This is a genomic window from Streptomyces sp. NPDC048277 (genome assembly GCF_040652235.1).
Lineage (GTDB): Bacteria > Actinomycetota > Actinomycetes > Streptomycetales > Streptomycetaceae > Streptomyces.
In genome coordinates, this window is sequence record NZ_JBEZLQ010000011.1 from 83,197 (window position 1) to 95,885 (window position 12,689).

General features: G+C 69.6%; 13 protein-coding genes. 3 read left to right on the top strand and 10 right to left on the bottom strand.

Annotation, left to right across the window (positions count from 1 at the left end; translation table 11 throughout):
* Positions 1–41: 41 nt before the first annotated feature.
* From AB0D85_RS24010 to AB0D85_RS24025, 4 genes are all read right to left on the bottom strand, one after another.
* The gene (locus tag AB0D85_RS24010; protein WP_362323533.1) at positions 42–992 is read right to left on the bottom strand and encodes a cytochrome c oxidase assembly protein; all 951 of its coding nucleotides are present in this window, start codon (positions 990–992) and stop codon (positions 42–44) included.
* A 206-nt stretch (positions 993–1,198) separates the two neighbouring features.
* On the bottom strand, positions 1,199–2,224 hold the full coding sequence (locus AB0D85_RS24015; RefSeq protein WP_362323535.1) for a 6-phosphofructokinase: 1,026 nt from the start codon (positions 2,222–2,224) through the stop codon (positions 1,199–1,201).
* A gap of 180 nt (positions 2,225–2,404) precedes the next feature.
* Complete coding sequence (locus AB0D85_RS24020; protein ID WP_362323538.1) at positions 2,405–3,133, bottom strand: glutamine amidotransferase; 729 nt, start codon at positions 3,131–3,133, stop codon at positions 2,405–2,407.
* A gap of 22 nt (positions 3,134–3,155) precedes the next feature.
* A complete protein-coding gene (locus AB0D85_RS24025; protein WP_362323541.1) occupies positions 3,156–4,394 on the bottom strand; it encodes a MurT ligase domain-containing protein in 1,239 nt (412 codons plus the stop codon).
* Positions 4,395–4,544: 150 nt separating this feature from the next.
* Here AB0D85_RS24025 and def point away from each other — a divergent pair, with 150 nt between their 5' ends.
* Positions 4,545–5,084, top strand: coding sequence for a peptide deformylase (gene def, locus AB0D85_RS24030; RefSeq protein WP_362323543.1), 540 nt, complete (start codon positions 4,545–4,547; stop codon positions 5,082–5,084).
* Between the two features lie 97 nt (positions 5,085–5,181).
* Here def and AB0D85_RS24035 read toward each other — a convergent pair whose 3' ends face one another.
* Positions 5,182–5,826 (bottom strand): TetR family transcriptional regulator, encoded by a 645-nt coding sequence (locus AB0D85_RS24035; RefSeq protein ID WP_362323547.1) that lies wholly within the window; start codon positions 5,824–5,826, stop codon positions 5,182–5,184.
* Between the two features lie 172 nt (positions 5,827–5,998).
* On the opposite strand from AB0D85_RS24035, the gene AB0D85_RS24040 reads away from it, so the two are divergent.
* Positions 5,999–7,225 (top strand): acyl-CoA dehydrogenase family protein, encoded by a 1,227-nt coding sequence (locus AB0D85_RS24040; protein ID WP_362323549.1) that lies wholly within the window; start codon positions 5,999–6,001, stop codon positions 7,223–7,225.
* 87 nt (positions 7,226–7,312) lie between these two features.
* Here AB0D85_RS24040 and AB0D85_RS24045 read toward each other — a convergent pair whose 3' ends face one another.
* The 3 genes from AB0D85_RS24045 to AB0D85_RS24055 are packed head-to-tail and all read right to left on the bottom strand — an operon-like array spanning position 7,313 to position 10,138.
* Entirely contained in the window at positions 7,313–7,834 is a 522-nt protein-coding gene (locus AB0D85_RS24045; RefSeq protein ID WP_362323552.1) for a cupin domain-containing protein, read from the bottom strand.
* Positions 7,835–7,841: 7 nt separating this feature from the next.
* A complete protein-coding gene (locus AB0D85_RS24050; RefSeq protein WP_362323554.1) occupies positions 7,842–9,077 on the bottom strand; it encodes a cytochrome P450 in 1,236 nt (411 codons plus the stop codon).
* Complete coding sequence (locus tag AB0D85_RS24055; RefSeq protein ID WP_362323556.1) at positions 9,074–10,138, bottom strand: type III polyketide synthase; 1,065 nt, start codon at positions 10,136–10,138, stop codon at positions 9,074–9,076. Before AB0D85_RS24055 ends, AB0D85_RS24050 begins: the two co-directional genes overlap by 4 nt.
* 185 nt (positions 10,139–10,323) lie before the next feature.
* On the opposite strand from AB0D85_RS24055, the gene AB0D85_RS24060 reads away from it, so the two are divergent.
* Positions 10,324–10,977 (top strand): transcriptional regulator, encoded by a 654-nt coding sequence (locus tag AB0D85_RS24060; protein ID WP_362323558.1) that lies wholly within the window; start codon positions 10,324–10,326, stop codon positions 10,975–10,977.
* A 64-nt stretch (positions 10,978–11,041) separates the two neighbouring features.
* Here the strand turns inward: AB0D85_RS24060 and AB0D85_RS24065 are convergent, their stop codons facing one another.
* Together AB0D85_RS24065 and AB0D85_RS24070 are read right to left on the bottom strand one after the other, a co-directional pair.
* Positions 11,042–11,272, bottom strand: a complete 231-nt coding sequence (locus AB0D85_RS24065) for a DUF6213 family protein (RefSeq protein WP_362323561.1) — start codon at positions 11,270–11,272, stop codon at positions 11,042–11,044.
* 24 nt (positions 11,273–11,296) lie between these two features.
* The gene (locus tag AB0D85_RS24070) at positions 11,297–12,682 is read right to left on the bottom strand and encodes an NADP-dependent succinic semialdehyde dehydrogenase (RefSeq protein ID WP_362323565.1); all 1,386 of its coding nucleotides are present in this window, start codon (positions 12,680–12,682) and stop codon (positions 11,297–11,299) included.
* Positions 12,683–12,689: the final 7 nt, after the last annotated feature.

Consider the following 12,689-nt stretch of genomic DNA (forward strand, 5'->3'; position numbering starts at 1 on the left):
GGTTCCCCCAACGCGCTTTATGCTACTGAACGAAAAGCCTTTCAGCCCCTGCGTGCGTTCAGTGAGGCCAAATAGGCGTTGTACGCCTCGAGTTCCTTGTCACCGTCCCGGTCGGCGGCCCGGTCCGTGCGCCGGGCCTGGCGCTGCTCGGAGCCGTACCACTGGAACAGCAGGGCGATCAGCACCAGCACGGACGGGACCTCGCTGAACGCCCAGGCGATACCGCCGGCCGCGTTCTGGTCGGAGAGCGCGTCGATGCCGAGCGAGGCGGGCGGGTTCTTGAACGTCTCCACCATCGGCTCCGACGCCATCATCAACGCGATACCGAAGAAGGCGTGGAACGGCATGCCCGCGAACAGCTCCAGCATGCGCATGAGGTACCCCGGCCGGTGCGGCCCCGGGTCGACACCGATGATCGGCCAGAAGAACACCACGCCGACGGCGAAGAAGTGCACCATCATCGCGAGGTGCCCGGCCTTCGACCCCATCAGGAAGTCGAACAGCGGGGTGAAGTAGAGCGCGTACAGGCTCGCGATGAACAGCGGGATCGTGAACGCGGGATGGGTGACGATCCGCATGTACCGGCTGTGCAGCAGGGCCAGCAGCAGCTCACGCGGCCCCTTCCGCCCCTTCCCGGCGACGGGCAGCGCGCGCAGCGCCAGGGTCATCGGGGCACCCAGCAGAATCAGGATCGGCGACAGCATGCTGATGATCATGTGCTGCACCATGTGCACGCTGAACATGACCATTCCGTAGTCGTTCAGCTTGGTGCACATCACGACCGTGATGGTCAGCACGCCGACGACGAACGACACGGTCCGCCCCACGGACCACGAGTCCCCGCGCCGTCGCAGCCGCACCACACCCCACCCGTACAGAGCGAGCCCGGCGACACAGGCGACAAGAAAGAAGGGATCGGCCGACCACTCCAGTCCGCGCCCCAGCGTGAACGGCGGCAGATCCATGGTCATGCCGTGCCCGCTGTGATCCATCCGGCGGCTCCTGATTCGTGGGGGGTTGTGCGTTTCTTACCGCCCACAAGAGTAGAACCGCCCTGGCGCGCATTTACGACCGGGGGCAGTGAAGCGCCCCGTCAGGGGCGCGGGGCTGTGTCAATATGCGGCTCCGCCGCGTGGGCGCGACCAGCCACAACCCACCCGCACCCGGCGACGAATCGGAACCTCCTACGGCGAGGCCCCTAAAGCACGGTCTCCGCCTCGTCGTACCGCTCCGAGGGAACCGTCTTCAACGTCTCCACCGCCTCCGCCAACGGCACCATCACGATGTCCGTCCCCCGCAGCGCGGTCATGTGGCCGAACCTCCCCCTGTGCACGGCCTCCACCGCATGCCACCCGAACCGCGTCGCCAGCACCCGGTCGTACGCCGTAGGCGTCCCGCCCCGCTGCACATGCCCGAGGATGACCGGCCGGGCCTCCTTGCCGAGCCGCTGCTCCAGCTCGATGGAGAGCTGCCGGGCGATGCCGGCGAACCGCTCGTGGCCGTAGATGTCCTTGCCGCCCTCGTCGAACTCCATCGTGCCGGCCTTGGGCTTCGCCCCCTCCGCCGCGACGACGATCGCGAACCGCTTGCCCGCCTCGAACCGCTCGCCGACCCGGCGGGCCAACTCCTCGATGTCGAAGGGCCGTTCGGGTACGACGATGGCGTGCGCGCCGGCGGCCATGCCGGAGTGCAGGGCGATCCAGCCGGTGTGCCGTCCCATGACCTCGACGACGAGCACCCGCTGGTGGGACTCGGCGGTGGTCTTCAGCCGGTCGAGGGCCTCGGTGGCCACCCCCACGGCCGTGTCGAAGCCGAAGGTGACGTCGGTGACAGCGATGTCGTTGTCGATGGTCTTCGGGACGCCCACGATCGGCAGACCGGCGTCGGACATCAGCCGGGCCGCCTTGAGCGTGCCCTCACCGCCGATCGGGATGATCGCGTCGAGGCCGAGCTCCGCGACATGGCCCTTGGCCCGCTCCACACCGTCGCGCAGATGCGAGGGCTGGACGCGGGAGGAGCCGAGGATCGTGCCGCCGCGGGCCAGGATGCCGGCCACGGCGTCGAGGTCGAGCTTGAGGTAGTCGCATTCCAGGAGGCCCTTCCAGCCGTCCCGGAAGCCGATGACCTCGTCGCCGTGGTCGACGACCGCACGGTGCACGACGGACCGGATGACGGCGTTCAGGCCGGGGCAGTCGCCGCCGGACGTGAGGACACCAATGCGCATAGCCCGAAACAACCTTCTTCACGTGGGCCGAGGACCGGACCACGCTGTCCGGCTGACATCGCGGTCAGCCTACCGGCGCGAGGGGGTGCCGCCGTAGCGGGCGTCCGCCTGCTGGACGCGCCCGCACATGTGAGCGGACGCGTCGTCAGGCGGGCCCGGAACCGACCCCCGGCGAGCCGGTCAGGCAGGCTGCTGCGCGGACGCGATCCGCTCGTTGCGCAGGGCCTCGTACCAGCGGTCGTCGATCGGCGGCAGCGCGTTGACGTCGAGCGCCAGCTTCAGCAGCAGGTCGGCGATGAGCGGGTTGCGGGCGAGGACGGGCCCGTGCATGTACGTGCCGAAGACGGTCTCGTTGTACGCGCCCTCCGTGCCGTCCCCGGTGCCGTTGCCCTTGCCGAGCTGGACCCGGGCCAGGGGGCGGGCGGTGGGGCCGAGCTGGGTGACGCCCTGGTGGTTCTCGAACCCGGTGAGCTGGGGCAGCCCGAGGCGCGGGTCGATGTCGGCGAGGACGTCACCGACGCACCGCTCCCCGGTGCCGCGCACGGTCGTCACGTCGAGCAGGCCGAGGCCGGGCTCGCGCTGCCCGAGGTCGTTGATGAACTCGTGGCCGAGGATCTGGTAGCCGGCACACACGGAGAACACGATCGCTCCGTTCTCCACGGCCCGGTACAGATGCCCGTCGCGGCGCAGCCGCTCGGCGGCGAGCCGCTGCGGCCGGTCCTCGCCGCCGCCGATCAGGTAGATGTCGCCGGAGGTCGGGATCGGCTGGTCGCTGCGCACGTCGAGCCGGGCCACGTCGAGGCCGCGCTGCCGGGCCCGGCGCTCGACGACGAGGGCGTTGCCCTGGTCGCCGTAGGTGCTGAGCAGGTCCGGGTAGATCCACACCAGCCGCAGTTGGTTGTCGCTCATGGGAAGTGATCGTCCTTCGTGGTCAGTTGCCGACGCGGCGGCGCAGATCCTGGAACGCGGTGTAGTTCGCGATGACCTCGACACGGCCCGGCGGGCACATCTGCACGGCCTGGTCGAGGCTGTCGCAGACCTGGAAGTGCTGGTTCGCGACCTCCAGACGCACCGCGAGGTCCAGCTTGCGGTCGCCGAGCACGAAGATCGGGTGGCCGGTGAGGCGCGTGTAGTCCACGTCCCACAGCCAGGAGGTGTCGGTGCCGTCCGCGCCGCGCGCGTTCACCGAGAGGATCACCGGGGCCGGCGGCGGGTCGATCAGCGAGAAGGTCTCCAGCCAGCCGGCCGGGTTCTTCGCGAGGAGCAGACGCAGGTCACGGTTCTGGAACTGGACGACGTCGTAGCGGCCCGCGACCGCCTGCACCTGGTACATCCGCTCCAGGGCGACCTGCGGCGGCACCCCGAAGACGGCGGCGACGGCGGCCGAGGAGGCCGCGTTGGCCTTGTTGGCGCGCCCCGGCAGCTGCAGGTGGATCGGCCAGGCGGACCCGTGCGGGTCGAGCACATGGTCCCCGGACAGCACCCAGCTGGGCGTCGGCCGCCGGAACCCGCACTCACCGCAGAACCAGTCGTCGCCGGGCCGCTGCATCACGCCACCGCAGGACGGGCAGGACCAGGCGTCGTCCTTCCACATCTGCCCGGCGGCGACCCAGACCACGTTGGGGGAGGAGGACGCGGCCCACACCACCAGCGGGTCGTCGCAGTTCGCCACGATGACGGCCTTCGACCCGGCGAGGCCCTCCCGCCAGTTCTCGGCGAGCATCCGGGTCTCGGCGGCGCGGTCGAGCTGGTCGCGGGAGAGGTTCAGCAGCGCGATGCACTTCGGTGCGGTGTCCCGGGCCACCCCGGCCAGGTACTTCTCGTCGACCTCGATCACGCCGAACTTGGCGTCCGAGCCGCCGGCCAGCGCCGAGGTGATACCGGCGGGCATGTTGGCCCCGAGCGCGTTCGACACGACCGGCCCCGCGGCCTTCAGCGCCTCGGCGATGAGCCTGGTGGTGGTCGTCTTGCCGTTGGTCGCCGAGACGAGCGTGACGTCCAGGTGGGTGGCGAGCCGGGCGAGGAGATCGGGGTCGAGTTTGAGCGCGACCTTGCCACCGATCACGGATCCGCTGCCGCGTCCCGCCGCACGGGACGCCGCCGCGACCGCCTTGCCCGCGGTCACGGCGAGCTTGGCCCGCGGCGTGAGCGGGTCCGAGTTGCCTGCCATCAGTTCTCGATCCTCCTTGCGTACGCGCCGCGCCTGAGCCATCCGGCAACGTGGTGTGAGGTAAGCCTATCGAGATCCATTCGCACACCCGAATTCCGGCCCTCGCCTGCGCGGCGGGCAGGGGCCGATCCGAACCGTACCCTTGCGGCCATGCGACACGGTTCCATTCCGGGCGCCCACGGGCGGGTCCGGCCCCTCACCCTGCTCGGCGACCCCGTCCTGCACGCCCCCTGCGCGGAGGTCACCGACTTCGGCACCGAACTCTCCCGGCTCGTGGAGGACTTGTTCGCCACGATGTACGCGGCGGAGGGCGTGGGCCTGGCGGCGAACCAGGTGGGGCAGTCGCTGCGGGTGTTCGTCTACGACTGCCCCGACGACGAGGACGTCCGCCACCTGGGCCATGTGGTGAACCCACGCCTGGTGGAGGCGGACGGCGTGACGATCCGCGGCCCCGAGGGCTGCCTGTCCCTGCCGGGCCTGGAGGCGGGGACGGAACGCTACGACCACGCGGTGGTCGAGGGCTTCACGGCGACGGGGGAGCCGATCACGATCCACGGCACGGGCTTCTTCGCGAGATGCCTGCAGCACGAGACCGACCACTTGGAGGGCCGCGTGTACGCGGACCACGTCACGGGTTGGCGCAAGCGCAGGCTGATGCGACAGGTGGCGAAGTCTTCGTGGCACCGGTGAGTGAAGCGCCCCGCCAGGGGCGCGGGCTGTATCGATATGCGGCTCCGCCGCGTGGGCGCGACCAGCCACCACCGGCGGTGAGCCGCGACTCAACCCCTCAGAACCCCGGCCCGCCCACCTTGTCCCCCGCCGCAGCGAGCCGCCCCCACAGCAAATCAGCCAAACTCTTGACCAGTTCGGCACGAGAACAGGGCCGTTCCCCCAGCCACCAGTCCCCGGCCGCATGCATCATCCCGACGATCCCGTGCCCCCACACCCGCGCCAGCTGCTGACTGTTCGGCCCCAGATCCAGCCGGTCCTCGATCACCTGAGCCAGCTCCTCGCCCATCCGCCGCAGCAACGGAGCCGAGTGCTTGCCGACGTCGAACCCCTGGTCGGTCCCCGTGCTGCCCTCGGCCGGATGCATCAGGAAGCGGTACACCTGAGGCCGCGCCTCGATCGCCGCGAGATACGTGTCCAAGGTCGCCTCGACCCGCTCACGGCGCTCCGCGGGAGCGTCCAGCGCGGCCCGCAGCGAGTTCAGCAACGCGTCCGTGTGCCGCTTGGCCAGCGCCGCGTACAGCCCGCCCTTGTCGCCGAAGTGGCGATAGAGGATCGGTTTGGTGATGCCGGCCTCCGCGGCGATCGCGTTCATGGAAGCCTGTGGGCCGTCGCGCAGCACCACCCGGTCGGCGGCCTCCAGCAGCTCGCGCCGCCGACGGTCGGCGGACCGCTGCTGTTCGGTCCGCTGTGTGGCGTCCATGTGTTCTCCCCACCCCGTGCTGTTTCGGCCATGCCTGCGCAAAATAACACCTGGCAGTGATCCGGCATCGAACTGGCTGCCGAGGTGACCTCGGGAGTTGACTTTTCCTACCGACGGGTAACAGACTCGGGTTACCGCTAGTAACACATTATGCGCCGCCGCTGGAGGGGACATGGCCGAGTTCACCATGGAGCTCAACGACGAACAGAAGGAGGTCCGGGACTGGCTGCACGGCTTCGCCGCCGACGTCATCCGCCCCGCGGCCGCCGAATGGGACGAACGTGAGGAAACTCCCTGGCCGGTCATCCAGGAGGCCGCGAAGGTCGGTATCTACTCCCTGGACTTCTACGCGCAGCAGTACTTCGACGCAACGGGCCTCGGCATACCGATGGCCATGGAGGAACTGTTCTGGGGCGACGCGGGCATCGCCCTCTCCATCGTGGGCACCGGTCTCGCCGCCGTCGGCGTCCTCGCCAACGGCACCGAGGAGCAGATCGGCACCTGGATCCCGCAGATGTACGGCGACACCAACGACGTCAAGGTCGCCGCGTTCTGCTCCTCCGAGCCCGACGCCGGCTCCGACGTGGCCTCCATGCGCACCAAGGCCGTCTACGACGAGGCCAAGGACGAGTGGGTGATCAACGGCACGAAGACCTGGGCGACCAACGGCGGTATCGCCAACGTCCACGTCGTCGTCGCGGTCGTCGATCCGGAGCTCGGCTCCAAGGGCCACGCGTCCTTCATCATCCCGCCGGGGACTCCCGGGCTCGCCCAGGGCCAGAAGTTCAAGAAGCACGGGATCCGTGCCTCGCACACCGCCGAGGTCATCCTGGACAACGTCCGGGTCCCGGGCTCCTGCCTGCTCGGCGGCAAGGAGAAGCTGGACGAGCGCCTGGCCCGGGCCAGGGAGCGGGCCAGGTCGGGTGGCGAGCGCGTCAAGAACGCGGCGATGGCGACGTTCGAGGCGAGCCGCCCCGCGGTGGGGGCCATGGCGGTGGGCACCGCTCGGGCCGCCTACGAGGTCGCCCTCGACTACGCCAAGACCCGCGAGCAGTTCGGGCGGCCGATCATCGACAACCAGGGCGTCGCCTTCCAGCTCGCGGACATGCGGACGCAGATCGACGCGGCTCGGCTGCTGGTGTGGCGGGCGTCGTGGATGGCGATCAACGGGAAGCCGTTCACTGCGGCCGAGGGGTCGATGTCGAAGCTGTACGCGAGCGAGACGGCGAAGAAGGTGACCGCCCAGGCGATCCAGATCCTGGGCGGGAACGGCTACACCCGTGAGTACCCCGTGGAGCGGATGCACCGCGACGCCGCGATCTACACGATCTTCGAGGGGACGAGTGAGATCCAGCGGCTGGTGATCGCCCGGACCTTGTCGGGGATGCCGATCCGGTAGCGCCGTAGGGGTGCGGGTGCGTCGCGGGCTCACGGTGCGTCGTGGCTGGTCGCACAGTTCCCCGCGCCCCTGGCGGGGCGCCTGGACTCACCGGAGTTTCAGCGGTGTCAGTTGCTCGATGTCGTAGCGCTTGCGGAGTGCCTCGATCGCCTCGTGGTCCGGGGGACCGCCGTTGCCCAGGATCTCCAGCAACTCCTCGAAGTAACGCTCGTGATCGGGCGGCGGAGACGCCTGGAAGAACATCCTCGCCGGTGTCTCCGTCGGGTTGGCGAAGGCGTGCGGGCACCCCGGCGGCACGACGATGACCGTGCCCGGAGTCGCTCGCACCACCCGCGTGCCCGAACTCGACTCCCACTTCTGCCAGTTGTCGGGAGTGCGGATGCGGGGCTCGAAGGCGAGGACGTCCAGCTCGCCTTCGAGCACGTAGAACAACTCCTCGCTGCGGGTGTGCACATGGGCGCCCACGTCGAATCCCGGGGGAACCTCCACCTCGAAGGTGGAGGCGATCCGCGAGTGCGTGCCCGTCACCTTGAACGTGACGCGCTGGGCAGGCGTGTGGACCACGCGCCCGTGGCCCGGTGGCACAAGGAGTCCGTCCGTCGTCGTCATGGGCTGCTCACCACTTCACCGGAAGGGCCTCGGGACCCCGGATCAACGCCCCCTTCTTGAAGGGGACATGGTCCGGGGGCACCGCGAGCCGCAACCCCGGCAGGCGGTCCAGGAGGGCGTCGAGCAGAAGCTCCTCCTCCAGCCTGGCGAGCTGGCCGCCGGGGCAGTAGTGCGGGCCGAAGCCGAAGGACACATGGGGGTTGGGACTGCGGGCGAAGTCGATCGTCCCGGGGTCCGGGAAGACGGCCGGGTCGCGGTTGGCGGCCAGGTACGAGACGTAGACCGGATCGCCCGCGCGGATCGGTACGCCGTTGATCTCCACGTCCTCCAGAGCGATCCGGGAGAGCCCGACCCCGCTGCGGTGCGGGATGTAGCGCAGGAGTTCGTCGATCGCCCTGGGGCGGATCTCCGGGTCGGTGCGCAGCCGGTCAAGGAGGTCGGGGCGGGTCAGCAGCAGGTAGAACAGCTGCCCGCTGTTGTTGGTCACCGCCTCGCCGCCGATCTGGAGGAGGACGGCGAGACCGACGGCCTCCTCCAGCGTGACCTCGCCGCGGCCCACCGCGGCGCCGAGCAGTGAGGTCACGTCCTCGCCCGGGCTGCTCTCCCGCAGCCCGATGAGATCGGCGAAGTAGGCGCTCATCTCGCGCTTGGCCTTCTCGCTGACCTCCTTGCCGTGGCTGGAGGACAGGATCAGCTGCGTCCAGAGGTGCAGGGTGTGCCGGTCGGCGGCCGGAACGCCCATCACCTCGCAGATCACCGCGATCGGGAACGGGCTCAGGACCGTCGCCGTGAGATCGGCGGGCGGGCCGTCCTGGACGAGCTCGTCGACGATCTCGTCCAGCATCCGGCGCGCCTTCTCCCGGACCCGCTCCACGCCCTTGCTGGTGAGCGCGGGGGCCACCGACCGGCGCAGCCGGGTGTGGTCGGGCGGGTCCAGGAAGCCGACCCCGTGGCGGTCCGGGATGAAGTGCGGGGCGACCCGGGTGACCGACTGGTTCATCACCGCCTCACGGCTGAACCTGGGGTCGTTGGCCACCATCCGTACGTCGTCGTACCGGGTGACCAGCCAGGCCCAGTTCTCGCCGTTGGGCAGCTTGATCCGGGTGACCGGGCCCTCACGCATCAGCTCGGCCAGGGTCGGGTCGAAGGCCGCCCCCGCCAGGTCCGGCACTTCCCAGTGCCGGACCGGACAGACCGCGTCGTCGGCGGAGTCGAGTGGTTCCGCGAGCGTCATCTCGGTCATGCCGCCTCTTCGTCCGAACGCCGCCAGCGACCCAGCGACATCTCCGCGGTGATGCCGGGACCGAACCCGGCGAGCAGGCCCCGCGCCTGGTGCTCGGCACCGCCCTCGTCGAACATCCGCCGCAGTGCGTCCAGGACGACGGCGCTGGCGATGTTGCCGTACTCGGTGAGCGTGGCCCGGCTGAACCGGAACGCGTGCGGATCGACCTGGAGGAACTTGCTCAGGTCGTCCAGGATTCGGGGGCCGCCCGCGTGGACTATGTAGAAGTCCAGGTCGGACGCGTCCCAGCCGTGCAGTCCCGCCAGGTCCTGGAGGGCCGGCGCGAGCGGTTCCATGGTCGCCGGGACCCGCTTGTCCAGCAGGAAGTGGAACCCGGTGGCCCGGACGTCGTACATGATCCACTCTTCGGTCTTGGGGATCAGGTACGAGCCGTTGCGTTCGAGCTCGACGCCCGAGCCGCCCTTGCCGCGGACCACGGCGGCGGCGATGCCGTCACCGAACAGGCCGTTGGAGAGGAGCGAGCCGACGCCGAGGTCGGTCGGCTGGTAGCAGAGCGAGCAGAACTCACAGGCCACGATGAGCGCGTTGGCGTTCGGGTACGCCGAGCAGAAGTCGTGCGCCCGGTTGATCGCCGCTCCGCCGGCCGCGCAGCCGAGCTGCGCGATGGGGATCTGGCGGGTGGTGGAGTCGAAGTCCATCTCGTTGATCAGCCACGCCGTGAGCGAGGGCATCATGAAGCCCGTGCACGAGACGTAGATGATCACGTCGATGTCGCTGGTGAGCAGTTCGGCGTCGTCGAGTGCCCGCTGGATGACTGCGGGGACCCGGGCCTTGGCCTCGACCTCGTAGAGCTTGTTGCGCTCCTCGAAGCCGGGGTGCTTGAGGGTTTCCTCGATCGGCTGCACGATGTGCCGGGTACGAACGCCCGTGTTCTCGATCAGTCTCAGCGCCAACGGCAGCTGCGGGTTGTTCTCGTGGTGGGAGCGCGCCAGTTCCAGCGTCTCCTCCATCGTGATCACGTACTCCGGGACCGACACTGAGGGCTTGCACAAAGTCGCCATGAACCGTGCCTGCTTTCAGCCTTCCGGCGGGTTTTGGCCCGACCGGTCAGAGAGGTGGTTCACCTCAGGAGGTGGTTCCCTCACGATCACCCGTGAGGGCGATGATCTCTCGCCGGACTACTCCGAATCGGTGACCCCGTGTCAGGGTCGGAGCAGCACCGATGCGTCTCGACGAGGAGGAAGCGATGTCCCGCACGGCCGCGGATTTGCTGAAAACGACCAGGTCAGAGCTGGCCCCGGACCCGAACGCGAATCCATTTGTGCCCCGGGTCGCCGGTGGCCGGGCGAGGCTGGAGACACTCGCCGTACTGGCCCTGGAACAACACCACGTGATTCCCGCCGACCACCGCGCGTTCCTGCATCTGGCGCAGCGCGCCGCCGAGGAGCCGGCGGCCGCCGGGTTCTTCACCACGCTCGCCGAGGGCGAGGAACTGGCGGCGGAGCGGCTGGGCGCGTTCATGGTGGCGTGCGGAGTGGACGAGCGGCGCATGCGAGCGTACGAGCCCCTGCCGGGCTGCCAGGCGTACCCGGCGTACATCTCCTGGCTGGCCCTCAACGCATCCCCGACGGACGCGGTCCTGGCCATCACGGCCAACTTCGCGACGTGGGGGACGTATTGCGCCCGCATCGCCGAGGGCCTCCGCACGCATTACGGCTTCACGGACGAGGCCTGTGGCTTCTTCGACTTCTTCGCGGAACCCGCCGAGGCTTTGGATCAGCAGGCGGAGGCGGCGGTAGAGGCGGGACTGGACACCGGCCGACTGAACACAGCGCTGGCGTACACCTACGGCCGCCTACTCCAGGCATATGAGCAGATGTTCTGGACGTCGCTCAGCTAACTCACCCAGGGGCGCGGGGAACTCTGCGACCAGCCCCCACTCACCCGCACCCGCCGAACGACCGTCACTCCCCACTGCTATGGGCGATACAGGCCACGTCGATCCGATCAGCGAGCTTCGCCAGCTCGATGGTCAGCGCGGCAACCGTGTCCTCGTCCAGCCCGCTCTCCCCGGCCTCCACAAGCCGCAGCCACCGCCCGCCCATGGTCCGCAACAACTTACTCACGTCGGCCGCGGCCACCTGCAAGGTACCGCGGTCGTCGACGATCAGAGGCAGAGTCACTTCGCGGTTCACACCCGGATCGTAGCCGCGCAACTGTCACGCACCCTGCCAAACGGTGGTGATGTTGCAGAACTCCCGGATTCCGTGCCCGGACAGCTCACGCCCGTATCCGGACCGCTTCACACCCCCGAAGGGAAACGCCGGGTGGGAGGCGGTCATGCCGTTGACGAACACGCTGCCGGCGTCGAGGTCCCGTACGAACCGGTCCACCTCGGCCTCGTCGCGCGTCCACACGTTCGAACTCAGCCCGAAGGGCGAGTCATTGGCGATGAGCACCGCCTCGTCGAGGTCCCCGGCCCGGTACAGCGTGGCGACCGGCCCGAACGCCTCCTCGCGGTGGATACGCATGGCGCGGTGGATCCCGGCGAGGACGGTCGGCGGGTAGTACCAGCCGGGCCCGTCCGGCCGCTGCCCGCCGCACAGCACCTGCGCACCCGACCGCTTCGCGTCCTCGACCAGTTCCTCCAGGTCCTTCCGCCCCTGCTCGCTCGACAGGGGCCCGACATCCGTCCCCTCGTCCATCGGGTCGCCGACCGTCAGGGCCGCCATCGCCGCCACGAACCGCTCGGCGAACGCGTCGTAGACGTCCGTGTGCACGATGAACCGCTTCGCGGCGATGCACGACTGCCCGTTGTTCTGCACGCGCGCGGTCACCGCGATCCTCGCGGCGCGGTCGATGTCGGCGGAGGGCATCACCACGTAGGGATCGCTGCCGCCCAGTTCCAGCACCGTCTTCTTGATCATCTCCCCGGCGGTGGCGGCGACCGCCCGGCCCGCCGGCTCGCTCCCGGTGAGCGTCGCCGCCCGCACCCGCTCGTCGCGCAGGATGTCGTCGACCGCGCCGGCTCCGATCAGCAGCGTCTGGAAGCAGCCCTCGGTGAAGCCCGCACGGTGGAACAGGTCCTCCAGATACAGCGCGGTCCCCGGGACGTTGGAGGCGTGCTTGAGCAGGCCGACGTTGCCGGCCATCAGCGCGGGCGCGGCGAACCGGACCACCTGCCACAGGGGGAAGTTCCACGGCATCACGGCGAGCACCGGCCCGAGCGGGCGGTACCGCACCCGTACCCGCGCGGCGCCCGAGTCCTTCACGTCGAACTCGGCCGGCTCCTCGTCGGCCAGCAACTCCTCGGCGTGGTCGGCGTACCAGCGCATCGCCTTCGCGCACTTCGCGGCCTCCGCGCGGGCCTGCTTGAGCGGCTTGCCCATCTCGGTGGTCATCGTGCGCGCGATGTCCTCCTGGTCCGCGTCCAGCAGGTCGGCGGCCCGGTGCAGCAGCCGGGCACGCTCGGCGAACGTGCTCGTGCGGTACGTGCGGAACGTCGCCTCGGCGAGTTCGAGCCGGCGTTCCAGCTCGTCCTCGTCCATGGCCTCGAACGTTTCGAGCGTCTCGCCGTTCGCCGGGTTCACCGTCGCGATGGGCATGGCTGAC